Annotated in this window: 19 protein-coding genes and 3 pseudogenes; 9 read left to right on the forward strand and 13 right to left on the reverse strand. The window is 61.4% G+C overall.

Annotated elements, in window-relative coordinates; all coding sequences use genetic code 11:
* Window positions 1-45: 45 nt before the first annotated feature.
* Window positions 46-789 (forward strand): hypothetical protein, encoded by a 744-nt coding sequence (locus tag ACM62G_RS26165; protein WP_419735937.1) that lies wholly within the window; start codon window positions 46-48, stop codon window positions 787-789.
* A 112-nt stretch (window positions 790-901) separates the two neighbouring features.
* Here the strand turns inward: ACM62G_RS26165 and ACM62G_RS26170 are convergent, their stop codons facing one another.
* Window positions 902-1,345, reverse strand: a complete 444-nt coding sequence (locus ACM62G_RS26170; protein WP_419735938.1) for a tautomerase family protein — start codon at window positions 1,343-1,345, stop codon at window positions 902-904.
* 96 nt (window positions 1,346-1,441) lie between these two features.
* Between ACM62G_RS26170 and ACM62G_RS26175 the strand changes: the two genes are divergently transcribed.
* Window positions 1,442-2,413, forward strand: a complete 972-nt coding sequence (locus ACM62G_RS26175) for a GlxA family transcriptional regulator (RefSeq protein WP_273822961.1) — start codon at window positions 1,442-1,444, stop codon at window positions 2,411-2,413.
* A gap of 35 nt (window positions 2,414-2,448) precedes the next feature.
* Here ACM62G_RS26175 and ACM62G_RS26180 read toward each other — a convergent pair.
* Window positions 2,449-2,877: pseudogene (locus tag ACM62G_RS26180) on the reverse strand (NAD(P)H-dependent oxidoreductase); the annotation flags it as partial.
* On the opposite strand from ACM62G_RS26180, the gene ACM62G_RS26185 reads away from it, so the two are divergent.
* The gene (locus tag ACM62G_RS26185; RefSeq protein WP_419735939.1) at window positions 2,847-5,495 is read left to right on the forward strand and encodes an excinuclease ABC subunit A; all 2,649 of its coding nucleotides are present in this window, start codon (window positions 2,847-2,849) and stop codon (window positions 5,493-5,495) included. The pseudogene ACM62G_RS26180 and the gene ACM62G_RS26185 sit on opposite strands and share 31 nt — an antisense overlap.
* Before the next feature lie 158 nt (window positions 5,496-5,653).
* On the opposite strand, the gene ACM62G_RS26190 is transcribed toward ACM62G_RS26185, so the two are convergent.
* Window positions 5,654-6,070 carry a nuclear transport factor 2 family protein gene (locus ACM62G_RS26190; protein WP_419735940.1) on the reverse strand — a complete coding sequence of 139 codons (417 nt, stop codon included), beginning with the start codon at window positions 6,068-6,070 and terminating at the stop codon, window positions 5,654-5,656.
* Window positions 6,071-6,291: 221 nt separating this feature from the next.
* Here ACM62G_RS26190 and ACM62G_RS26195 point away from each other — a divergent pair, with 221 nt between their 5' ends.
* Window positions 6,292-7,326, forward strand: coding sequence for a GlxA family transcriptional regulator (locus ACM62G_RS26195; protein ID WP_239687990.1), 1,035 nt, complete (start codon window positions 6,292-6,294; stop codon window positions 7,324-7,326).
* 10 nt (window positions 7,327-7,336) lie between these two features.
* Here ACM62G_RS26195 and ACM62G_RS26200 read toward each other — a convergent pair whose 3' ends face one another.
* The 3 genes from ACM62G_RS26200 to ACM62G_RS26210 all read right to left on the reverse strand — a co-directional run bounded on the left by ACM62G_RS26200 (window position 7,337) and on the right by ACM62G_RS26210 (window position 9,643).
* Window positions 7,337-7,819 carry a YybH family protein gene (locus ACM62G_RS26200; RefSeq protein ID WP_419735941.1) on the reverse strand — a complete coding sequence of 161 codons (483 nt, stop codon included), beginning with the start codon at window positions 7,817-7,819 and terminating at the stop codon, window positions 7,337-7,339.
* Between the two features lie 75 nt (window positions 7,820-7,894).
* On the reverse strand, window positions 7,895-8,767 hold the full coding sequence (locus ACM62G_RS26205; protein ID WP_273822956.1) for a DJ-1/PfpI family protein: 873 nt from the start codon (window positions 8,765-8,767) through the stop codon (window positions 7,895-7,897).
* Window positions 8,768-8,896: 129 nt separating this feature from the next.
* Complete coding sequence (locus ACM62G_RS26210) at window positions 8,897-9,643, reverse strand: SDR family oxidoreductase (RefSeq protein WP_419735942.1); 747 nt, start codon at window positions 9,641-9,643, stop codon at window positions 8,897-8,899.
* Between the two features lie 398 nt (window positions 9,644-10,041).
* Here ACM62G_RS26210 and tatA point away from each other — a divergent pair, with 398 nt between their 5' ends.
* On the forward strand, window positions 10,042-10,284 hold the full coding sequence (gene tatA, locus ACM62G_RS26215; protein WP_054058744.1) for a twin-arginine translocase TatA/TatE family subunit: 243 nt from the start codon (window positions 10,042-10,044) through the stop codon (window positions 10,282-10,284).
* A gap of 25 nt (window positions 10,285-10,309) precedes the next feature.
* On the opposite strand, the gene ACM62G_RS26220 is transcribed toward tatA, so the two are convergent.
* The 3 genes from ACM62G_RS26220 to ACM62G_RS26230 form a co-directional block, all read right to left on the reverse strand.
* A complete protein-coding gene (locus ACM62G_RS26220) occupies window positions 10,310-12,106 on the reverse strand; it encodes an EAL domain-containing protein (RefSeq protein WP_419735943.1) in 1,797 nt (598 codons plus the stop codon).
* Window positions 12,107-12,255: 149 nt separating this feature from the next.
* Complete coding sequence (locus ACM62G_RS26225; protein WP_419735944.1) at window positions 12,256-13,272, reverse strand: polysaccharide deacetylase family protein; 1,017 nt, start codon at window positions 13,270-13,272, stop codon at window positions 12,256-12,258.
* Between the two features lie 12 nt (window positions 13,273-13,284).
* Entirely contained in the window at window positions 13,285-13,842 is a 558-nt protein-coding gene (locus ACM62G_RS26230; protein ID WP_081009869.1) for an ester cyclase, read from the reverse strand.
* 133 nt (window positions 13,843-13,975) lie between these two features.
* On the opposite strand from ACM62G_RS26230, the gene ACM62G_RS26235 reads away from it, so the two are divergent.
* Both ACM62G_RS26235 and ACM62G_RS26240 read left to right on the forward strand, forming a co-directional pair.
* Window positions 13,976-14,911, forward strand: coding sequence for a LysR family transcriptional regulator (locus ACM62G_RS26235; protein ID WP_419735945.1), 936 nt, complete (start codon window positions 13,976-13,978; stop codon window positions 14,909-14,911).
* Between the two features lie 209 nt (window positions 14,912-15,120).
* Entirely contained in the window at window positions 15,121-15,432 is a 312-nt protein-coding gene (locus ACM62G_RS26240) for a hypothetical protein (RefSeq protein ID WP_054058740.1), read from the forward strand.
* Window positions 15,433-15,566: 134 nt separating this feature from the next.
* On the opposite strand, the gene ACM62G_RS26245 is transcribed toward ACM62G_RS26240, so the two are convergent.
* Window positions 15,567-16,430, reverse strand: a complete 864-nt coding sequence (locus ACM62G_RS26245; protein WP_419737564.1) for a methyl-accepting chemotaxis protein — start codon at window positions 16,428-16,430, stop codon at window positions 15,567-15,569.
* A pseudogene (locus ACM62G_RS26250) lies at window positions 16,425-17,249 on the reverse strand (CHASE3 domain-containing protein); the annotation flags it as partial. The gene ACM62G_RS26245 and the pseudogene ACM62G_RS26250, both read right to left, overlap by 6 nt.
* Window positions 17,250-17,486: 237 nt before the next feature.
* On the opposite strand from ACM62G_RS26250, the gene ACM62G_RS26255 reads away from it, so the two are divergent.
* Both ACM62G_RS26255 and ACM62G_RS26260 read left to right on the forward strand, forming a co-directional pair.
* Window positions 17,487-17,675, forward strand: a complete 189-nt coding sequence (locus ACM62G_RS26255; protein ID WP_054058755.1) for a DUF1737 domain-containing protein — start codon at window positions 17,487-17,489, stop codon at window positions 17,673-17,675.
* Between the two features lie 181 nt (window positions 17,676-17,856).
* Window positions 17,857-18,627: a PFL_4669 family integrating conjugative element protein gene (locus tag ACM62G_RS26260; RefSeq protein WP_419735946.1), complete on the forward strand. Its 771-nt coding sequence runs from the start codon at window positions 17,857-17,859 to the stop codon at window positions 18,625-18,627.
* A 50-nt stretch (window positions 18,628-18,677) separates the two neighbouring features.
* On the opposite strand, the gene ACM62G_RS26265 is transcribed toward ACM62G_RS26260, so the two are convergent.
* On the reverse strand, window positions 18,678-19,082 hold the full coding sequence (locus ACM62G_RS26265; protein WP_419735947.1) for a TIGR03757 family integrating conjugative element protein: 405 nt from the start codon (window positions 19,080-19,082) through the stop codon (window positions 18,678-18,680).
* Between the two features lie 90 nt (window positions 19,083-19,172).
* Window positions 19,173-21,908, reverse strand: a pseudogene (locus tag ACM62G_RS26270) (conjugative transfer ATPase); the annotation flags it as partial.
* Window positions 21,909-21,911: the final 3 nt, after the last annotated feature.

The raw sequence follows: 21,911 nt of genomic DNA on the forward strand, positions 1-21,911 counted from the left end.
TTACTGCTGCAGTTGTCTATGGTTAAATCCAATAAAGGTGCCCATATGTCAGAGGAACGATTCAGGATCTGGATTACTTTTTGGCAGTTTGTTCTGGGTGCCGTCGTTGTCGGTATTTTTTCTACTGTCATCAGTCATCAAATACAGAAGCGGGAAGTAGAAATAAAAGAACAGGAGTCAAGTGCAAAGCTCCTTGAACAGGCGCTGCAAGAAGATATAGGCGTTCGCCGTCGTCTGTCTCAATATTTTGCAAGTGTCACGCGCTCGCCGGAGTTAAGGGAGCGTTGGGGGGAATATTCAAAAATTGTTGAGGCTGAGTACGAGGAAACAAAAGTCGAGAAGAAGAAGCTTCAAGAGCAGGTGAGAAACTCAAACCTCAGCACTTTAGAGCGCGACAACCTGTTGCAACGCATTGGTGAGCTGGAGCAGCAACTCAGCCCCAAACCCGGGATTCGTAAAGCCCCTACGCAAGCCAGGGTCTATATACATATAAGCTCTGAAGCCCAGCGGTCTGCCGCCGAGCAAACAGCCGTAGCCCTTCGATCTGACGCAGTGGCTGTTCCTGGCGTTGAATTGCGTGCAAACACGCCCCGCAAAACAGAAATCCGTTATTTTATGCTTTCGGAACGAGCAGAGGCCGAAGGGCTTGCATCGGCTATAAGAATGAACTGGCCAGATACAATCATTCAGTACGTCGCAGGGTTTGAGAACTCTACGGCCATTCGTCCCCGACACTATGAGCTGTGGATATCAGCAAATGCCAAATCTCAACTCAGTCGTTCTGATTGATCTCTTTCCCGTAGGGTATTGGATTTGGCGATATGAGTTGGTTTCGTGTGTGATGGGCAATGTTGCACAAGCGCAGGCCTTGGTCAGCGGTTCCTTTGCTTGCCCCCGGAGGTCAGGGGGCAAGATGCCCATAACCGGCGGCACGGGTGAAATCGGCAAGATGCCAAAGGCTTCCGTTCGCTCCCCACGTGCCATCGGCGACGTCCACCAGTTGTATCGACGTCATCAGCATGCGCCGATCATTCGGTTCCCGGCATTGTTCGACGGCTTGGTGCAATGCCTGCACATAGTTCTTGCGCATCCGCTCGTCCAGAACACCGGCCGGCACCTTGACCCTGAGGATGCAGGGAATGGCCTGGGCATGCAGGTTCACGCCACCGCAGAACCAGTCTTCAGCTCGAACCTCTTCGGTGAGTACCCAGCACAGGGCGCGCTGGCGGGGGTCATTGCCGATGTGTTCGCAGGCGATTGCGACCTCGCTGACGCGCTGCAGCAGGCGCTCGCGTTGCTGCTCACTGAACGCTCCGCGGGGTACCTTGATCAGGATATTGGGCATGGCTGAAACCTTGTGGATGGAAGGAGGTGCTATTGGGCCAGCTCCCCGACCGCTGCAACAGTGACCGATCTGTCTCTTTTCGTGCATAATCGGTCAATGCATGATTTCACCCTTATCGTCACACCGGGTGCATTCGCCTCCAGCGTCTGTTCCACCCTGGACATCCTCGCCACCGCAAAAGCCGTTGCGGAGCGTCGCGGCCTGGCCACGCCACGTTGGCGCGTGTGCGGCCCTCAACCCGGATGGGTGGGGTTGGGGCATGGCCTGCAGTTGCCTGTGGAGCCATTCGAGGCCGAGGTCGAGGACAACTCCTGCTGGGTCATACCCGGAATCGGGGTCAGTGATATCGGGATGCTCGAGCAGCGCCTGAAGGAGCCCTGGGTGGCTCCCTTGCTGGCGGCGTTGAACTCGCACATCGCAAACGGCAAGGAGGTGGCCGCCTCCTGCTCGGCGGTCTTTCTGCTGCAGGCGGCGGGGCTGCTGGAAGGACGGAGCGTGACGACTTCCTGGTGGCTGGCTCCGCATCTGCAGAAGATGGCAACGGGCTGTCGTGTCGACCCGGATTTCATGGTGCTGGCCGATCCTCCCCTGACCACGGCGGGGGCCGCGTTCGCTCAAACCGATCTGATGCTGCACCTGCTACGCAGGCGTCTGTCGCCTGAAATAGCCGATTGGGTGAGCAAGGCCCTGCTGCTGGATCGCCGGCAATTGCAGTCCCCGTTCGTGGTGCCCGCCATGATGGTGCAAGGCAATGCCCTGGTCTCACGCCTGACCGCACAGATCGAGGCTTCTTTGCCGGATCTACCGGGAGTGAGGGCCCTGGCCGCGAGTGTCGGCATGTCCGAGCGGACCTTGTCGCGCCACGTCCACAAGGCCACGGGGCACTCCACCCGGCAACTCATCCAGCGGGTGCAGTTGCACAAGGCGCGGGCACTGCTCGAATCCGGCGAGCACTCCGTCGAAGCCGTCTCGGCACTGGTCGGATACCAGGATGCAACTGCGTTGCGGCGTTTGATGCGTCGGCTGTTGAACGCAACTCCGCAACAGTTGCGCCTTTCTCCGAGATGACCTCGGTACGCACCCCCATCATCGTCACTGCCGTTGTCGCTTTCCTCGTAGGCCCAGCCCATCGAAAACACACGCTCGATCCAGCCTTTGAGCAAGGCGGGGAATGACCACCAGCAGATCGGGTAGACGATGACCAGGGCATCGGCACGCTCCAGTCGTTGCTGCTCAGCTGCTACGTCAGCCGGCGCTGCTGCCTGCTTCATGAAAAGCGCCTGCTCCGTCCGGTTGAAGCGCGGATCGAGCCCTTCGTCAACAACTGCGGCTTGAAATCTGTGCCATTGCACCCGCGCAACGCACCGACCACACTCACGAGCCAGACGGGGTATCGCGAAGGAAACCGTTGCCCGCTCGATAATGCGGCATCGCCAGCATGAGTTGCGGTTTACCCGCACCTTCAGCGCGTTGCCCTCCACGAACAGCAGGACAGGAACACATGCCAAACCCTTCATACGGTGAATCCTCATGCAGCGCTGCGGCCAGTGGCCAGGTGGAAGTGCGTGGCGCGCGGGAACACAACCTCAAGAATGTGGATGTCGCCATCCCACGCAATGCGCTGGTGGTGTTTTCCGGCGTGTCCGGCTCCGGCAAGTCCTCGCTGGCGTTTGGCACGATCTACGCCGAGGCGCAGCGGCGCTACTTCGAGTCGGTTGCACCGTATGCGCGGCGACTGATCGATCAGGCGGGCGTACCTGATGTCGATGCCATCGACGGCCTGCCGCCAGCGGTCGCGCTGCAGCAGCAACGGGGTGCGAGCAATGCGCGTTCCTCGGTGGGCAGCGTGACCACACTGTCCAGCCTCGTGCGCATGATGTACTCGCGCGCCGGCACTTATCCGGCCCATCAGCCGATGCTCCATGCCGAGGACTTTTCGCCGAACACGCCGCAAGGCGCCTGTCCGGCCTGCCATGGTCTGGGTCATGTGTACGAGGTGACAGAGGCCAGCATGGTGCCCGATCCCTCGCTGAGCATCCGTGAGCGCGCCATTGCGGCCTGGCCGCCGGCCTGGCATGGCCAGAACCTGCGCGACATCCTGGTCACTCTGGGCTACGACGTCGATCGTCCCTGGAAGGATTTGCCGAAGAAGGACCGGGACTGGATTCTTTTCACCGAGGAGACACCCACGGCGCCGGTCTATGCGGGCCTCACGCCGGCCGAGACCCGTGAGGCGCTCAAGCGCAAACTCGAACCCAGCTACATGGGGACCTTCACGGGCGCCCGGCGCCATGTGCTGCACACCTTTGCCAACACCCAAAGCGCACTGATGCGAAAGCGCGTATCGCGCTACATGGAGGGCCGGCTGTGCCCGGCCTGCCATGGCAAGCGACTCAAGCCCGAGGCGTTGTCGGTGACGTTTGCCGGGCTGGACATCGGCGAGTTCATGCAAATGCCCTTGGATCGCTTGGCGGCCTTGCTCGAGCCTGTTGCCCTGGGCGATTTCCCCGCTCACACGGCACAGGAAACGAGCGATCGCGGGGTGACACGGCGTGACCGTGCCGAGCGTGCCGCCAACCGTCGAACGGTTCATGCGAGCGCGCCTGACGTGCGGCGCACCAGCACGCTTTCGCAGGAAAAGCGTCTCGCCGCGCAGCGCCTGGCGGGTGGTGTGATGGCCCGTCTGCGCCAGCTACGCGGATTGGGTTTGGGCTACCTCACCCTGGACAGGGCGACGCCGACGCTGTCGGCTGGCGAACTGCAGCGTTTGCGCCTGGCCACGCAACTGAGCTCCATGCTGTTCGGCGTGGTATACGTGCTGGACGAACCTTCGGCGGGCCTGCACCCCTCTGACAGCCAGTCCCTGTACGACTCACTGGACACACTGCGCGATGCCGGCAATTCGGTCTTTGTCGTGGAGCATGACCTGGATCTGATGCGTCGTGCGCAATGGCTGGTGGATGTCGGGCCGGACGCGGGAGAGCGTGGCGGCCGCGTGCTTTACAGCGGTGTGCCGCAGGGGTTGCGTGAAGTTGCCGAGTCGCATACCGCGCGTTATCTGTTCGACGAGATCCCCGCGCCGCTCAGCCGTGAGCGCGAACCGGCCGGATGGCTGGAGCTGCACGGCATTCGGCGGCACAACCTGCATGGCGTGGACGCCCGCATCCCGTTAGGGGTGTTGACGGCGGTGACGGGCATCTCCGGGTCGGGCAAGTCCAGCCTGTTCGCCCAGGCCCTGCCGGAGTTGCTGCTGCACCTGGGGCACGAGCCGCAGGACGATGCGGCGGAAAGTGCCGAGGCTGAAGGCCCCACCGTGCTCGAGGTCACCGGCGGTCATCTGGCCGGAGACCTGGAGGTTGTCCAGCGCCTGGTCCAGGTCGACCAGAAGCCGATTGGCCGCACGCCACGTTCCAACCTGGCCACCTACACCGGTTTGTTCGATCACGTGCGCAAGCTGTTCGCTACCACGCCGGATGCGCGCCGTCATCGCTATGATGCCGGGCGGTTTTCCTTCAATGTGCCAAAGGGGCGTTGCGAAACGTGCGAAGGGGAGGGGGTCGTCAGCGTGGAGCTGCTGTTCATGCCCAGTGTCTACGCACCATGTCCGACCTGTCATGGCGCGCGCTATAACGAGGCCACGCTCGCCGTGCGCTGGAACGGGCGCAACATCGCCGATGTCCTGTACATGACCGTGGAAGAAGCCCATGACTTCTTCGCGGGCGAAGAGGCCATCGCCCGCCCGCTGCGGCTGTTGCGTGAGATCGGCTTGGGTTACCTGCGACTGGGGCAGCCCGCCACTGAATTGTCCGGGGGTGAAGCGCAGCGTATCAAGCTCGCCACGGAGCTGCAGCGAAGCCAGCGAGGCCGCAGCCTGTACGTGCTCGACGAGCCGACGACCGGCCTGCATGCCGCGGATGCCGACCGCCTGCTGGTGCAGTTGCAGCGCCTGGTCGAGGCCGGCAACACGGTGGTGATGATCGAGCACGACATGCGCGTGGTGGCTCAGGCCGACTGGGTGATTGACGTGGGGCCGGGGGCCGGGGAATCCGGTGGTCGTATCGTGGCGGCCGGCACGCCCCGGCAGGTAGCGATGGCGTCCGGAAGTCGGACGGCTTCGTTTCTTGCCGAGGCGCTCGGGCGCACGCAGTAGGAGGGGCATGGTGTCGGGGGCCCCGGCACAGGGCATTCTCTGAGTAAGTCACTGCCGGGGCGCCTGACCAGGCTCTGCACGAAATGTATCTGCGCTCACCCAGGCTGCGTTGAAAACCGCCTTGCCTGGCCTTCGCTCGAAAGCATTTCGTACAGACCCTAGTCATACCGTTGGAAGATCTTGGAGATGATTTTCCACTCGCCATCAACTTTCAGCAGCGAAAGAAAATCGTGGAAGCTGGCGCCCATGACGTCGTTTTCCATGTCCACACGGACAACGGCGGCGGTGGGCGCAATAGCCAGGATATCCAGGCGGCTGCGAGCATTCGGTGACGCTCCCAACGACTCGAAAAAACTTTCGAATACGGGAATGGCCGGGCCCTGAAGCAGGTCATTACCGCTGTAGCCCCACATGATGGCGTCCTGGTGAAAGGCGCTGTTGATTCGCGCGATGTCTGCCGTGCGATAACCCTCGATATAGGCTTGTGCTGCCTGAATCACTGCGTCGTATTCGGTGGTGGCGATGGGTTTCAGATGTGAAGTCATGATTTGAGGCCTGCATGTGTCAGTGGTCATGGCCGGCGTAACGCCTTGTGCGCTGATGAGCCGGCTGAAACGGGCTGATGTTTCCAAGCCCAGGTTTCGGGGCGTGCCACTCAATGAGAGGCGTGGCCTATCCAGGCCAGCTTCAGGGGGCAGCGTCCGACTGACTCTACGGACAGACTGGCGCAGCACAAACGACGTTTTTCCCTCATTTCAAGCCATATTGGAGCAGGGTCCATTGGCTCCTTGTCGGAATGATTTACCATCAGTTCATCGTGGATCTTTCCTCCCTGCTCCTGGAACAACTGATCATGCATCGGATCGGATTCTTCGTTTGCCACGGCCATGACGCGCTCGATCTCGCCGGGCCACTTTCGGCGTTCAACCAGGTGGTCACTGTGGCAGGTCAAAGTCCCTATGAGCTGTGCGTGGTGTCACTGACGGGTGGAAGCGTGTCGGGAAATACGGGACTGCCCATCGAGACTGCGGTTTATGAGGGAGAAACCTTCGATACCGTGGTTTTCGTCGGGGGGGACATCGCTCCGATGCGGACCGTCGAGACGGTCATCGCCGCGAAAGTTCTGAGCGCGAACGCTGCCCGGGTGGCCAGCGTCTGCACGGGGGCGTTTCTGCTGGCCGAGACCGGGTTGCTGGACGGAAGAAAGGCAACCACTCATTGGCGATATGCAGCGCAATTGCGGTCCAACTTTCCCAGAATCAAGGTCGAGGCCGACAGTATCTACATCATGGATGGCCATGTCTGGACTTCCGCCGGTATCGCCTCCGGGATAGACCTTGCCTTGGGGATGATCGAGAAGGATATGGGCGCCGACGTGGCGCGTGGGGTCTCAAGGTTATTGGTGGTTCCCTACCGTCGTCCGGGGGGACAATCCCAGTTTTCCGAGATGTCGCAAATGGACCCGCAATCAGACCGGATTCGGATTGCATTGAATTTCGCCCGTGCCCACCTGGCTGAGCCACTGCCGGTAGAACGGCTCGCTGACGCTGCTCGACTGAGCTTGCGGCAGTTTGGACGGGCCTTTCGCCGAGAGACCGGAGAAACGCCTGCAAGGGCGGTGGAGCGCCTGCGGGTAGAAGCAGCGAGGCTGCGGTTGCAGGATGGCAGTGAGCCGATCGAGCAGATTGCGCTGGCGGTGGGATTTGTCGATCCGGAAAGGATGCGTCGGGCCTTCATCAAGATCCATGGTCATCCACCCCAGTCTATCCGGCGCCAACGCAGAGACGGGCTGAAAGAAGATGCCCAACCCGCCCCTGCGTGTGTGGAGTGACCTTCAATGCTCAGGGGTTGAGCGGCTTCGCAGCCTCATTATCGTTCCACATGTCCCGATGAAGTTTCCATTCTCCGTTCTGTTTCAAAAAGATCAGGATCTGTTTGCCCCGGTACTGGACCTTGCCCGTGTGATCACGAACAACCGCATCTGACACTTCGGTAACCGCTTGGTCATCGCCGTAGAACTCGTAATCGCTGAAGGTGACCGTATTGGGCTTTTTGCCCACGAAGGCCTCTGTAAAGTACGCAACAATCGCGGCGGGCCCCACGACCCGTTCCCCACCCGGTTGCAGCAGTGCGCCATCTTCGGTGTACAAGCGCCCGATGGCCTGGTAATCCCCGTTTTTATACGCTTCGGCCCAGCGAATGTTTTCAGCCTTGATAGCTGTTTCGGTCGCAGGCTGCACATTCGCGGCGCACGCGAGGGAAGAAGCTGTGGTGAGCAGGATGGCGGCGGTTGATACAGTGATTTTCCGTGTGATGATCGGCATGTGTTTCAGTCCACAATTTTTACATCAGAGGTGACCAGGAGGCTGACCAGGGGCCGGCCTCCTGGCGTGGAGACTTCATTTGACGCCTGGAATCCGAGCGAGGCCCTTGGATGCTCCGGGAAGGTCCTTGTCGACCATGGCAATCACCTCGGGCCTGGCGTCTCTTGGGTGACCAGAGTGGAATGGCGGCGCAGGATCGTATTCGATCGCCAATTGCGTGAACTCGGCAGCTGTTTGGCCTCGCAGCTTCGCTGCGACGCGCAGAGCAAAGTCGATACCTGCTGTCACACCGCCACCACTCATGAAGCGACCGTTATCGTCTTCCACGAAGCGATCAGGTACCGCAATCGCGCCGTACTCGCCGAGCTTGTTGATAAAAGCCCAGTGGCAGGCGCTTTTCTTGCCATTGAGAATGCCGGTGGCGGCCAGAACCAGGGATCCGTTACACACCGAGGTGACGTGCTTGGCGCTTTCGGCCAGGCGGCGGATCTGTTTCTGATATTCCGGTTGCATCGGGACAGAGAGATCCGACCCTCCAGGAACAAGAATCAGATCCGTTTTTTCGATATCAGCCAGGCGTTCGGTGTTTCCATAGACGACCCCGAATTCCAACGTCACGTTTCCACCCTTGACGCTGGCATAACGCACCTGGGTATTGGGAAGCCGGTGGAAGATTTCACTCGGGCCAGCAAAGTCGAGCAGTGTTCCGCCATCGTAAGTGACTATCAAAATAGTGAGCGGGTCATGAGGGGACATCGCGGCAGGCTGGTTCGGCTGAGCCAAAGGTTTTGCAGTGGCGGCAGATGCTGACGCGGCAGGAGCAAGCAACGTGCTTGCGCCGAACATGGCGCCCAAGGTCGCCACGCTGCCGAACTTGAGAATGTTGCGACGGGAATGCCCAGCCTTTAATAACTGGTCGAAACCCTTATCATCATTTTTTTCAGTCATGATAAAAGCACCCATATTGTGAATCAAAGTAAGCAATACCCAACCAATAAAACATTACAGTGGGTTGTAATGGCGGCTGGTAGTTGAAAAGGTACGGGTAATGCGCTCGGGCGTAACTTGCCCTATGAGTCAAAGCTGGGATGCGCCGCCATCTACCACAAGCTCCGTGCCGACCACATAGGAAGATTCGTCACTTGCGAGATACAGGGCCGCATAAGCGATATCCTTGGGTTCACCCATGTAGCCGACAGGAACAAACTTCGCAAACTCGCTTTTGAAATGTTGAAGATCTTCTTCGGGCATGCCCCATTTCGACAAGAGAGGTGTGTTGATTCCACCAGGGGCAATCGCATTGAAGCGGATCTTGCGATCCAGAAATTCGAAAGACCAACTGCGTGCTAGGGACCTCACTGCCGCCTTGGCCGCAGCGGTCAGGGAAATATTGTGCTTGCCCGTCTGGGCCACGAAAGAGGTGTTCAATATGAACGATGCCCCCTGACGCAGCGCTGGCAGCACGACCTGAAGTGTGTACACCACGCCCTTGACGTTGATATCCATGATGTCGTCATAGAGAGCGGCATCTATGTCGTTGAGGGGCGAGGGCAATGCACAGCCGGCGTTAGCGAATACAATGTCCAACCCGCCAAACTTTTCATGCACCTGAGCCGCGATCTTGCGCATATCGTCAAGCGAGCGTACATCACCCTTGAGAACCAGGGCGTCCTCGCCCAGTTCAGCCTGGATTTTTCCAAAAATTGTATCGTCGCGACCGGTCACTGCAACTCGGGCACCTTCTGCAATGAACAACTTGGAAGTCGCCAGGCCAATTCCGCTGGTGCCACCGGTGATAAGTGCCGTCTTGTTATCAAGCCTCATTGGATCTTTCCTTACGTAGTGAATGATTGTCCAAGGAATGAGAGCGCCTTGTTGTGCTGGCGCTTGTGGGTGTGTTTCAGCATGAATTATGAGACGGGAGTGCAATGGCACAAAGGACTTAAAACCCTCATTTCGCGACACCGGAAAGGCAAGGCGGATATCCCGGATCAGCCGGTATATCGACAAGTTGCCCGCCGTAGTTTGTAACTCCGCAGTGTGCGGATTATTCAACTTGCGCCTGGCCGGCCCGGCAGTATTTCCATCAGAGTGCACAAAGGAGCCAGTCGCAACATGGCCCGAAACGAGGGAAATACGTCGTTTGCGCTTGATGCAGTCATACGTAGTCTTGGGTCAGGGCGAGAGTCCACAAGGCTTGAAATACAGATGAGGCGTTCTGAATGGGCATTTTCGACTGGAAGCACTGGATGGTAATACTGCTCGTTGCAGTACTCATTTTCGGAACTAAAAAGCTGAAAAATGCGGGTGCTGATGTGGGGGAATCCATCAAGAGTTTTCGCAAGGCCATGAGCGACGATGAAAGAACTTCCGATGAAGCGACAGCTCGGCCGTTGGCTCAGCCACAAACTATCGATGGTGAAACTCATCAGGTTGTAGAGCCTGTCAACAAGGCGCAGGCCTAGACCTTCGAGCTCCAGCTCGGCCCGTTCAGAGGCCGAGGGCGACCGCCGCCGGCCTGTCGCCGCCTGCCGGCAGGCTGGGGTTGAAACCCAGGGCAATGTCATCGGAGGGGCGGGTGAAGTGCGCCAGAGGCACGGGCCGGCTGAGGAAATACCCCTGGGCTTCATGGCAACCGTATTCGCGCACCAGGTTCAGGCAGCGGAAGGTTTCGATACCTTCGGCCACGGTGCGGTAGCCCAGCTCATGGGCCAGCTGGAACACTGAACGGGCGATGATCCGGTTGCGTGGGCAGTGCTCGAGGTCGGTCACCAGCGACTTGTCCAGCTTCAGCACATTGGCGGGTATTTCATGCAGATAGGCAAAGTTGCTGTAGCCGGTACCGAAGTCATCGATGGCCACGTCCACGCCCAGTTGGCGCACGGCCGCCAACTGGGTGATGACCTGCGGGTCGGCCCTGATCCATTCGCCTTCGGTGATCTCCACCTCCAGCCGTGGCGGCGCGATATGGTAATGCTGGCAGGTGCGGCTCAGGGTGCGCGCGATGTCCAGGTCCTTGAAGTCCTGGGCCGAGAGGTTGATGGCCAGACGAACCTCGTCGTCGTTCCAGGCCGCCAGTTCGCTCAGGGCGCGGTCGATCACCCAGCAGGTCACGCGGCTGATCTGTCCGGCGCCTTCGATCAGGGGGATGAACTCGGCGGGCGAGATCATCCCCAGGCGTGGGTGCTGCCAACGGATCAAGGCTTCGGCGCTGAGCAGGCGGCCATCGTGCAGGCTGAAGCGCGGTTGGTATTCCAGGTACAGCTCGCCATTGTCCAGTGCCGTGGGAAAGTCATTGAGCAGGGTGAACGCCCGGCGTTGCGCACGATCCTGGGTTTCGTCGTAAACCGCCCAGGGACCATGGCGCGAAATCGCCAGTTCGACCGCATGGGTGGCCTTGCGCAACAGGTCGGCCGCTGGCTGGTTGCCGAGTTCGCAGGTGGCGACACCGATGCTCATGGCCCGGGGCGCGAATGGCTCGCTGATCAGTGCCACCAGGGCACGAAACAATTCCTGCTGGCGAGGGGCGCGGCAGTTGAGCAACACGCAGAAGTCCCGTTCGCTGATGTGATAGAGCTCGGCCACGCCCTCCAGGCGCTCACGCAGGCGCTGGGCGGTTTCGCGGCGTTGCGATTGGCCGCTACTGACCCGCTCCTCCAGGACCAGGCGGTCGTCGCCGTAGCTGTCCTGAAGCCGCATGACCATCAGCAGGCGCGCCGTGGCATCGGCGTCCACCAGGCCCTGGGTGTCGAGCATGAACTGCAGCAGGTTGGGCAGCCGGCTGACGGGGTCGCGGTAGCGCAGCGATTGGCTCTGCTCGATCTGCACCATGACCATTTCGGCGAAGTCTTCCAGTGCCGTCAGCTCGTGGGGTTCCAACGGATGCGGGGCCTTGTCGATGATGCACAGACGGCCCAGGGCCTGCCCGTTGCGGTCGCGCAGCGGTGCGCCGGCATAGAAGCAGATGCCATCGGTGGCCGTGACCAGGGGGTTGTGGCCGAAGCGCGCGTCCTGCCGTGCGTCGGGCACGTGCAACACCCCCGGGCGGTCCAGGTGATGGCGGCAGAACGATTGTTCGATGGGCGTCTGAGGCGCATCGAAACCGACACGGCCGGCAAACCACTGGCGGTCCTTTTCGACCAGCGAGATCAGCGCCGTCGGTACCTTGAAATAGGCGGCTGCCAGCCGACAGATGCGGTCGAAGTTCTCGTTGTTGGCGGTTTCCAGCCATTGCAGGGCGTGCACGGCCGCCAGGCGTTGCTGTTCGGCGTCGAAAGTAGGGGGCATCAGGCGCTCCTGGAGGGCGACGATGACCCTGGGCAGTGGCTAATTGATATTTAAATGCTATCAACTTACGACCACCCTCCTTCGGGAAGGTTTCACACTGGCACCGACCTTCTTTCCGATCGCCTTCGCCGCCGTTTTCAGGCAGCAGCTCAGAGGGTTTCCTTCTCGCGCACGGTCAGCGGACTGCTGGCCACGAACCGGGCGATCTCGTCCTTGCGCATGAAGGCGACGCCGGCCCTGCTCTTGGCATAGGTGATGAATTCGTCCCACACGCTCACCATCTGCGGGGAACCGCTGATGCGATCGTGGGCGCTGATGGACATCATGCGGCGGCGCGATCGCGCTTCCTCATACAGCACATCGAAGTCCCGCTTGATCTGCGCCAGAAATCCGTCCGGCGAGTAGTTGCGTCCCTCGATCAGCAGGATGTCGTTGTTGCGCAGGGTGTAGGGGACGACGATGAAGTCCTTGCCGTTGACCTGCTCGATAAACGGTTCGTCGCGACTGAGGTCGTCGATGTGGTAGAGGTAGCCCTGTTCCTGCAGCAACGAGAGGGTATTGGGGCCGCGCCGCAGCCAGTTGCAGTTGTAGCCCACGGGGCGCTGGCCGGTCACTTCCTCGACCATGCGAGTGCCCTCGGCGATGAACCGGCGCTCCTCCTCGCGGCTCATCGCGTACTGCGAGCTCCAGCGCGGGCCATGGCCTGCGGCTTCGTGGCCCCTGGCAACGATTTCCCGGGCCAGCTCCGGGTGGCGGCGCGCGGCCTCGCCGATCATGTGGGAGGTCACTTTTACGCCGTGGCGATCCCAAAGGTCGAGCAGGCGCGGAACTCCCTCCCGATAGCCATAGGCGAACCAGGTGTTGGTCGCGGCATCCGAAGGCACGTTGGCCGGGAACTCCACCTTGGGGAACGGGCTGTCGGTGCCTTTGGGGGGCTGGCCTCCTGCCTCGAACTGCATCGAAATGGAAACCACCAGGCGGGTGTCGCCTGGCCAGAATCTGCCATTGGCGTCATGTGGCTGGGTGGCCATTGTTTTCTGTGGACCGGCCTTGGCGCCGGGGAGCATGGACGCGGTGGCGATGCCGCCGGCCAGCACGCCGGTCTGCTTGAGGAAACGACGCCGGCCGTTATCCGGCGCCTTAAGGGATTGTTCTGTCGAGGCCATGGGGGATCTCCGTTATCTGGCCACCAGGCCGGCTTGTTGAAGGAACGTCAGGTTGTCTTCCAGGTGCCAGTTTTCGGCGATGCGTCCGTCGGCGACCCGATAGATGTCGGTCGCGATGAAGTCGATGTTCTGGCCTTGTCCCGGCTTGCCCATGAAGGTGCCGGTGAAATGGCCCGTGAAGTGCAAGTGCGTGACTACCCGGTCGCCGGCCACGATCATCTGGCGGATTTCGCAACGCAGGTCCGGCACGGCGGAGCGGAAGGCCTTCGACGCGGCCAGCACGCCTTCGATGCCCTGGGCACGGCCGCCAGGCAGGGTCTTGTCGGAGAACGTCGGTGCCAGGGCCTGGCGCGCCATGGCTTCCTCACCGGTGTTCCAGAATGTGCCGTAGCGGCTGGCCGCGAGGGTTTGTGCTTCGAGCGTCTTCTTCGGCAGGCTGCCATCGACGACCAGGGTCGCGGGTTGGACGAGTTCGCCGGATTGGGCCAATACCGGTGTGACCACGGCCCCCAGGATGAGGGCTGGGATCAGGGCGGCTGCACGAAGCCGTCGGTGAGAGTTGAAGGACATGGTGGTCTCCTGGATTCGGGAAGTGGGGGCTGCGGCGCTGGTGTGCGGCCTGTCACCATGGTTACTCAACAAATCGTCGACAAATACCGGTATTCTTTGAATGGATCCTTTCCAATATTTCAAGAGTTGACGGATGATCGACAACCTGCCCAGCCTGCGCACCTTCGTGCGCGTCGTCGCCGCAGGCAGCCTGTCGGCTGCTGCGCGAGAGATGGACCTGTCGCTGGCGATGGTTAGCAAGCGCCTCACGCAACTGGAGCGGGAGCTGGGGATCCGTCTGCTCCAGCGCACCACGCGAAAGCAGGTACTGACAGAGGAGGGGGAGCTGTTTCATGCCGAAGCCGTTCGGATACTGGCGGCCATCGAACAGGCGGAGGCGGTCATCTCGGGGCGATCCCAGGCGATTGATGGCACGGTCCGTCTGAGCGCTCCCGTCGAGTTTGGACGGCAGTGGATCGCCCCCGCGATTGCCGCTTTCCAGAAGAGGCATCCCAAGCTGCGCGTGCAATTGGAGCTTTCCGACGTTGTCGTCGATCTGCTCGATGCCAACATCGACCTGGCCATCCGTTTCGGCAACCTGGCCGATTCATCCCTGATCGCCCGCCCGTTGGCGCCGAATTTCCGGGTGTTGTGCGCATCGCCGGACTACCTGAGGCAGTTCGGTGCGCCCACTCATCCCAATGAGCTGGTTCATCACCAATGCATCCTGATCGGCAGCCGCCCTCGAGCGGTGTGGACCTTCGATGGCGAGGAGCCTTTGTCGGTGCAGGTCACCGGGACGTTCGTCACCAATGACGGCAGCGCGGCCCATGCGCTGGCGCTCGAAGGGGCCGGTATTGCGCGCAAGTCGATCTGGGACGTGGGCGACGAAATCCTCGACGGCCGGCTGAACAGGGTGATGCCGACGTTTGCCATTGCGGCGGCACCGTTGAATGCGATCTACCCGACGGGACGCCACCTGGCGCCGCGTGTGCGGGCATTGGTGGAATTCCTGGGGGATCGGCTCGGCAAGGCATGGCGCTGGGAGCGCATGCGCCAGGTTGGGGCTGAAGGCTTGCAAGCCAATTAATGGTTTCTGACAGGGATCGCCCGCTGTTTCTGCGGCGAGCTGAAGCCTGCAAACAGGCAGTACGGGGCCATTTGAGTCACGACTGGGTTCGTCGCCTACCGGGGGCGGATCACGACTGACCATAACGACTAGTCAGAAAGAATGATGGAAGTTCGGCCCGCTGCCCGCTATAGCTGAAGGGCAGCAAGGGTCTTACAAGGACGCGCAAGATGATGATTTCTCTGATCACCCGGCTTATCGCAGGTTGCGGCACCGGTGCCGTCACCTATGACATCCTGCAGAGCGCGGCACCGGTTTTTCTTGAAGAAACCGAAGACCGGGATATTTACCGGGTGGTGCTTCGTCGGGGCGAGTTTCGGTACATGAAGGATGCGCCCTGTTTCGGCGGTTTCGATGCCGAGCTTGCCATGGGGTCGACCCTTTGCGGGGAGGTTCTGGGATCCCTCTCTGACCATGCGGCTGTCGGGGGCAATACCCCGGATCTGCTGGTGTTGAGCGTCAAGGCGAGGAGCTGGGGCTGATTGGGCGGAAGGGGGCGGGACGCAACCATCCTCGTCTGTCCCCGACCTTCCTGAAGGCTGCTCGACCTCCCACGGGCCCGGTCGAGCAGCCGACTGACAAGGCGCACTTCCCTGTGCTGTCGCCCGGCGTGCCCTCAGAGCACGAACACGTTCACCTGCTTTTCCAGGTTATGCGCCAGTTGCTGCAGGGCTCGGGCGGTTTCGCTGGTCTGCTCGACAGCCTGGCTGTTCTGCTGAGACATCTGGGCGATGCGCTCGACGTTGCGTGCCACATCCTGGCTGGCAGCGGTCTGTTCGCGCAGGGCCAGGGAAATCTGGTCCACCACACGCACCACATCGCTCGACGACTGGCGAATGTTGACGATGGCTTCACCCGCCTGTTGAGCCTGTTCGACACCGCCTTTGACCTGGTTCACGCCGATATCCATGCTGCCGACCGCGTCCCGGGTCCCGAGCTGGATTTTTTCCACCATCTCGGTGATTTCCTGGGTCGAGTTGGCGGTGCGTTGTGCCAGCAGCCTGACCTCATCGGCCACCACGGCGAAGCCACGGCCCTGCTCGCCGGCGCGGGCCGCCTCGATGGCCGCATTGAGTGCCAGCAGGTTGGTCTGTTCGGCAATGCCCTTGATGACACTGACAATGCTGGAGATATGCTCGGCATGCTGGTCCAGCTCGGCGATCTGCGTGGCCGAGGCCTGCACGGTCTCGGCAATCAGGCGCATGCTGGCCAGGGTCTCCTGGATGACAGTGCCGCCCTCGCTGGACTGGCGTCCCGACTCGCTGGAGAGCCTGTGTGCATCGCCCGCGTTGTCGGCCACATGGTTGATGCTGACCGTCAGTTCCTCCACCGTGGCGGCCATGGAGGAGGCCGACTGTGACTGCTCGTGGGTTGAGGCCGAAAGTTGCAACGAGGCGCTGGAAATACTCTCTGAGGCGCTCACCAGCTGTTCGGCACCCCGTTTGATTTCACCGATCATGACGCGCAGGCGCTCCTGCATGGTGGCGAAGGCCTGCAGCAGGATACCGACCTCATCACGCCCGTCGCTGGTGATGCGGCTGTCGAGGTGTCCGTCGGCGATGGTTCTGGCCACATCCACCGCCTGGCGGATGCGCCCGACCAGGGTGCTGGAGAGCGACCAGGCAATGAGCATCGCCAGCACGGCCGCTGCCAAGCCGCCGCCGATGAGAATGGTCAAGGCGGCGGACTTGGCGTCGTACATGGCGTTGGCGCGGGAGTCCTGCAGGGCTTTTTCGGTATCGCGCAACTGAGTGACGAGCTGGCGCATGGCGTCCATCTTGGCCTTGTCGTGGCCGGCCGCGATCTGGTCGCTGATGACGCCGATCGCTTGTCGACCCGCATTGATCTCCTTGCGCAGGGCGATGTTGGCCTGGACGTCATCGTTCATCCATTGTTGGTACAGGGTGCGCAACTGCTCCAGGCGTGCCTGCTGCTGAGGGTTGTCGGCGGTGGCACTCTTGAGCTGGCCGTAATAATCATCGAAGGCTTTTTCGCCCTGTCGCAGGGGCTCCAGAAAGCTGTCCCGGCCGGTCAGCGCGTAGCCACGCATGCCGGTCTCGATATTGATCAGACTGCGCAGCACGGCCCCTGACTGGTTCAGGACTTCGTAGCTGTGGATGTTGCTTTTGACGCTGCTGCTGACCTGATCGAAGCCACGCAGGGCCGAAAGCACCAATATTACGATGATCAGCAGGACCAGGCCGAAACCGGCGTAGAGCTTTTGTGAAATGCTCAGATTGGAAAACATAGGAAGGCTGCTCCCGAACCGTTGACTGAATGCTTCACCAACGCTTGCCATGAGAGGGGCGAAGTGATGGCTTAATGATGACTAATTGGCATCATCGATCGGACTTTTCTTGTACAGAAAAAGTTCAATGTACAAGTTATTTTTTGCGAGATGAGGGATGGACCGCCTGCACGTTCGCCTGTTTTTCAACCTGTTGGCCGGGTTTCCATGCGGGTTCGTCGTGATAATCTGCTGCTTCACGGCCTCGGTACAGGATGAGGCTCCTTATCGATTAAAGCAGGTGCTCCCATGCAGAAATCCCCTCCAGAAGGTCTTCCACGCTATCGGCTGCTGACTGGCAAGGATGACGCCAAGTTTTGCCATCGCGTGTCGGAGGCATTGGCATTGGGTTACCAGCTTCACGGTTCGCCCGCGGCCACCTTCAACGGTGAGCATGTGATCGTTGCGCAGGCGCTGATCTGGAACCCGGACAAGTAACGGCGCCACCGCTGGGGGAGCCGGCTTGCTGGCGATGGCGGTCGATCGGGCGGCGCAGGGCTTGCAGGAAAGTCGCACCGCCGACGGCTGAAAACCGCACGCTTGCGGTTCTGTTTTCCGGCTGCTGGCGGTTTTGTTCCTGATGACACTGGGGTCCCGATACCCCAGCCAGGAGCAAGCAATGTTCTATCCCATCGAAAGCAGACTCGGCCCGTTGCGCAGTGCCATGGAGCTGACCTTGCACACCTTTCATGCCGTGCAGATCTGGCAAGGCAGGGCCGCCAGCGAGGATAAGACCGCGATCATCGGTTTTGGCGGCTTTCTCGGCGCAATCAGGAACGTGACGCGTGGCGCCGAGCAGGGCGATCCGTATGCCGACCTCTGGATGTTGCGCATCCAGGAGAAACTGCAACGCTGCAAGGCCGAACTGGCGCTGATCCAGGACAATCTGGAACTGCTCATGAGGGCCTTTCCGGACGCGATCAGCGTGGAGGAAAACTTCAGTATCCGGCCCGTCAGGTTGCCGATCGTCATCACCACCCAGTTCGGTTACCTGGCGATGTATCTGCTGATCACCTACGACAATATCGTGCGCCGCCTGCTGCACGCCTACCACGTTGCGCTGATCGATCGACGGGAGATGGAGAGCCGGATCCATGCCGGTGGTCGCCTGTTGCGCGGCCTGTTCGGGTTTCCCCGCAGGTACCGCCATTCCGGGGCGACCCGGGTCGATTTCGCGTATGACAACGACCAGGCCCGGCAGGCCAGGAAGCTGTTCGGCGAGTTGCCCATGGATGTGCTGGATGGCACACGGCGGGCGGATTTTGCTCCGCCTCTCGTCCGTGACCGGGTCATTGAAGAAGCTGGCGATGTGGTCGAACAGTTCCCGTGGCTCGCGCCTGCGCCCAAGGCCAACGGCTATCAGGCGCCCGGGCTGACGACCGGCGATTGAGTCCCGCGATGTCCCTCAGCTACCCAGCCCATCCCGGCTGGGTAGTCTTTTTATCGGGTAGCGCTCCTGAATCGCCCGATCCTGTCCAGGGCACGCTCCAGGTTCGGATCGCCATACACGACATACTGACGGTCGACGACGACGGCCGGAATCCTGCTGATCCCGAGGCTCCAGGCATCGACGATGTCCTGATGGGCGCGGCTGATGTTGGCGGAGACCTCGGCGCTCATGATTTCCCCGAAGGCCGCCTGGGCTTGTGCCGGATCGGGAGGAAGATTTTCGAAAAGCGCCACCTCCAGCTGATCGAGGCGATCAAGATGAATCAGGCGCGTATCCGCCGACACATCAACCGGGTGCGCCGAGTCGGTGATGACCCAGGTCTCGGCCAGGCAAGGGGAGAGGCAGGCGAACAGCACGGCAGGGCTGCACAGTCGCAGCAGAGGATGAATATTCATGACAAGGATCCAGGTGACAGAAACCTCAATCCTCGGCAAAACGCCCGTCGCTGACAGCCGGAAAACTGCTCTGCGCCGGGCGGCTTTTGCTCACCGCCGCTCTCCCTGTTCGCCGCCGTGGTCGGTGCAGGCCGCGCCGCTGGCGATACCGCGCGCCCGGTCCATCCGCTGCGCAACGACCATGGCCGCTTCCAGCTCGCTGATGCCTTGGGCATTCATCAGTTCGTGACGCTCGGCCTTTTCCTCCGGTTCCGTCATCGCCATGGTCAGGTAGAGGCTCGGTGGCACCGCACGAAACAGCACCTCCATCGACTTGGAGAGGATCACCCCTTCGGTGAACTTCCCGGACTCCTTGCGGGCCGACAGCATCAGGGTTTTCTGCGCATCGGTGAGCGCGCGGAAGCGGGCGATCTTGTTGACCTCGTCCGGCGGCATATTCAGGCAGATCCACCACTCGATCATGTTCAGCATCGGCTCGGCGGCCTTGGGCAGGTCGTCGACGTTCTGGGTGGCGAGCCAGAACCAGGCACCCAGCTTGCGCCACATCTTGGTGATCTTTACCACGTAGGGCGACAGCAGCGGATTCTTGGTGATGATGTGCCCCTCGTCGGTGACGTTGATGATCGGCCGGCCGAGCATCTGGTCGCGTTCGGCGATGTTGTTCACCGTGTTGATCAGCGAGATGTAGGCGATCGACAACTGCGCGTTGTAGCCTTCGCGGGCGTAGGTCGCGAGGTCCACCAGGGTGATGTCGGCTTCCGGCCAGGGCGAGCCGTCGCGGTTGAACAGATCGCCGTCGGCGCCCTGGCAGAACATGTCCATGGCATCGGCCATCTCCTGCAGGCGCAGGCGACGTGGCTCCGGCAGGTCGCTGTCCTGGCCCATGTGCCGCAGGGCATCGCGGACGTCCTGGGTCAGCACGGTCTTGCCCCGGGCGGTGCAGACCTGGGCAGCGTTGAGAATGCTCTGGCGAATCAGGCTGCGGTCGGCGCGAGTCAGGCGCTGTTCTTCCTTTTCCTCGCCGCCGGTGATCATCAGGCGCGCAGTGATCTCGAGTTCGCCCAGCACGTCGCGTTCGTCGTCGCTGCTCTCGTCGTCTTCGAGCTCGTCAGCCTCGGCCAGCACTGCCTGGCTTGAGGTGTTCATCAGACGGTGGGCGTCGGCGAAGGGCGCCAGGCTGACGCCGGAGCCGGGAGCGAGCTTGACCCGATGTACCTTCAGCCCCAGGCGCCGGGCGAAGTCGGCGAACAGCCCGAAGCTGTTGCCGGCCTCGGCGATGAACAACCGTGGCCGGTAGATGGCGACCACCTGGTTGAGCAGGTTGTTGAGGGTGGCCGACTTGCCGGCACCGGTCGGGCCGAACAGGAACAGGTGGGCGTTCATCTGCCGGTCGAGCCGGTTGAGCGGATCGAAGGTCAAGGGCCCGCCGCCGCGGTTGAAGAAGGTGAACCCCGGGTGCCCGGTACCTTCGCTGCGTCCCCAGACCGGCGCCAGGTTGGCGACGTGCTGCACGAACATCAGTTGGGTGTACCACTCGCTGTGACGCATGCCGGGGTTGAATACGCAGGGCAGCCAGCGCAGGTAGCTGTTGAGCGGGGCGACTTCGTGTTCGTCGCGCACCGGTTGCAGCCCGGCGTTGAGCATCACGTTGTTCAATTGCAGGGTACGTCGGTCGAGCTCCTCGACATGCTGGCCGCGCAGGTAGAAGGCCACGGCGCCGCGATAGAGCTTGTGGGCGCTGCCCAGGTGCGAGCGGGCCAGTTGCACATCGTCCCGGGTCTGTTCGGAGGCGAGGGTGTCGCCCACGGATTTTTTGGCCAGGTGATTGAGGTGGTTTTCCAGGGTGTCCTGCGGGGTGATCACCAGGGTGATGCAGAGCACGGTGTCCTCGGGCATCTGGTCGAAAAGGGCATTGATGGCATCGCCGCCCTTGGGGGTTTCCCCGGTCAGGTGGCCGGTTATCGGCGGTATGCGCAGGCGGTCGAGCACGATCACGCGATGAGGCATCCGATCGAAATACCACAGGCCGTGTTCCACGTCCGAGCGGGGCTGTTCGAAGAACAGACGCTGGGCGAAATCGCTGCCGCTGGCCAGCGCCAGCTCGTCCTCGGTGGCGTCCGGCGGATAGTCGGCCTGTTGATAGAAGCGCTGGCGGTCTTGCGGTGAGTCGCCCAGCAGATTCGGCTGTGGATTGAACCAGTGCAGCAGCCAGCGGTGAATCTGCACGCCATCAAGGCGACGGGCCTTCACGCCGGCATTGCCCAGGCCGCCGACCAGGCGTTCGCAGAGGCTGTTGAGAGCCTGCTCGCTGCCTTGGCCGCGTTGCAGCGGCGTACCCTTGCTGCGCCGGTACACCACCAGGCGGATCTTGCGGCATTGACCGCGCCACGGGAGTTGGGTGACCGTCGTGTCTTCGAACAGACCTCCGGACTGAGACAGCGCCTCCAGGTGCTGGCCGAACATCCGCAGGTAGCACTCGCTGAATGCCGAACCGCGGGCACGCGGCTGGATGTAGGCGTCGAGCGTGCGCAGATAACCGCTCCAGTCGGGTTCGTCCTGGGCATAGAGCTGCAGCACCCAGGGCTGTTCCTCCAGTTCGTCGAAACTATCCTGCAAGGCGTTTTCCAGGGCGTCACGCACGGTGCGCAGCCAACTGGCCTCGCGGCCCTCGGTGCCGATGGAGGTCAGTTCGAAGAACGCCGCGACCGACTCGCCGTCCTCCAGCAGCAGGCACTGCGATTCGGGCAGGTATTCCACCCACGGCAGCAGCTCGACGAAGCTGGGTGTCACGTCATAGAGGGCCTGCTCGTCGGCCTGGGTGGCGGGGCC

The organism is Pseudomonas sp. COR18 (assembly GCF_048568395.1).
In the GTDB taxonomy this organism is placed as follows: domain Bacteria; phylum Pseudomonadota; class Gammaproteobacteria; order Pseudomonadales; family Pseudomonadaceae; genus Aquipseudomonas; species Aquipseudomonas fuscovaginae_B.

What these genes read in the sequence shown, in the direction of transcription:
- ACM62G_RS26265 (WP_419735947.1), bottom strand. Translation starts at nt 19,082, where the DNA reads ATGAATATTCATCCTCTGCTGCGACTGTGCAGCCCTGCCGTGCTGTTC.
- ACM62G_RS26175 (WP_273822961.1), top strand. Translation starts at nt 1,442, where the DNA reads ATGCATGATTTCACCCTTATCGTCACACCGGGTGCATTCGCCTCCAGC.
- ACM62G_RS26190 (WP_419735940.1), bottom strand. Translation starts at nt 6,070, where the DNA reads ATGACCACTGACACATGCAGGCCTCAAATCATGACTTCACATCTGAAA.
- ACM62G_RS26185 (WP_419735939.1), top strand. Translation starts at nt 2,847, where the DNA reads ATGCCAAACCCTTCATACGGTGAATCCTCATGCAGCGCTGCGGCCAGT.
- ACM62G_RS26260 (WP_419735946.1), top strand. Translation starts at nt 17,857, where the DNA reads ATGTTCTATCCCATCGAAAGCAGACTCGGCCCGTTGCGCAGTGCCATG.
- tatA (WP_054058744.1), top strand. Translation starts at nt 10,042, where the DNA reads ATGGGCATTTTCGACTGGAAGCACTGGATGGTAATACTGCTCGTTGCA.
- ACM62G_RS26220 (WP_419735943.1), bottom strand. Translation starts at nt 12,106, where the DNA reads ATGCCCCCTACTTTCGACGCCGAACAGCAACGCCTGGCGGCCGTGCAC.
- ACM62G_RS26165 (WP_419735937.1), top strand. Translation starts at nt 46, where the DNA reads ATGTCAGAGGAACGATTCAGGATCTGGATTACTTTTTGGCAGTTTGTT.
- ACM62G_RS26255 (WP_054058755.1), top strand. Translation starts at nt 17,487, where the DNA reads ATGCAGAAATCCCCTCCAGAAGGTCTTCCACGCTATCGGCTGCTGACT.
- ACM62G_RS26195 (WP_239687990.1), top strand. Translation starts at nt 6,292, where the DNA reads ATGATTTACCATCAGTTCATCGTGGATCTTTCCTCCCTGCTCCTGGAA.
- ACM62G_RS26245 (WP_419737564.1), bottom strand. Translation starts at nt 16,430, where the DNA reads ATGCAGGAGCGCCTGCGCGTCATGATCGGTGAAATCAAACGGGGTGCC.
- ACM62G_RS26170 (WP_419735938.1), bottom strand. Translation starts at nt 1,345, where the DNA reads ATGCCCAATATCCTGATCAAGGTACCCCGCGGAGCGTTCAGTGAGCAG.
- ACM62G_RS26240 (WP_054058740.1), top strand. Translation starts at nt 15,121, where the DNA reads ATGATGATTTCTCTGATCACCCGGCTTATCGCAGGTTGCGGCACCGGT.
- ACM62G_RS26235 (WP_419735945.1), top strand. Translation starts at nt 13,976, where the DNA reads ATGATCGACAACCTGCCCAGCCTGCGCACCTTCGTGCGCGTCGTCGCC.
- ACM62G_RS26200 (WP_419735941.1), bottom strand. Translation starts at nt 7,819, where the DNA reads ATGCCGATCATCACACGGAAAATCACTGTATCAACCGCCGCCATCCTG.
- ACM62G_RS26205 (WP_273822956.1), bottom strand. Translation starts at nt 8,767, where the DNA reads ATGACTGAAAAAAATGATGATAAGGGTTTCGACCAGTTATTAAAGGCT.
- ACM62G_RS26230 (WP_081009869.1), bottom strand. Translation starts at nt 13,842, where the DNA reads ATGTCCTTCAACTCTCACCGACGGCTTCGTGCAGCCGCCCTGATCCCA.
- ACM62G_RS26225 (WP_419735944.1), bottom strand. Translation starts at nt 13,272, where the DNA reads ATGGCCTCGACAGAACAATCCCTTAAGGCGCCGGATAACGGCCGGCGT.
- ACM62G_RS26210 (WP_419735942.1), bottom strand. Translation starts at nt 9,643, where the DNA reads ATGAGGCTTGATAACAAGACGGCACTTATCACCGGTGGCACCAGCGGA.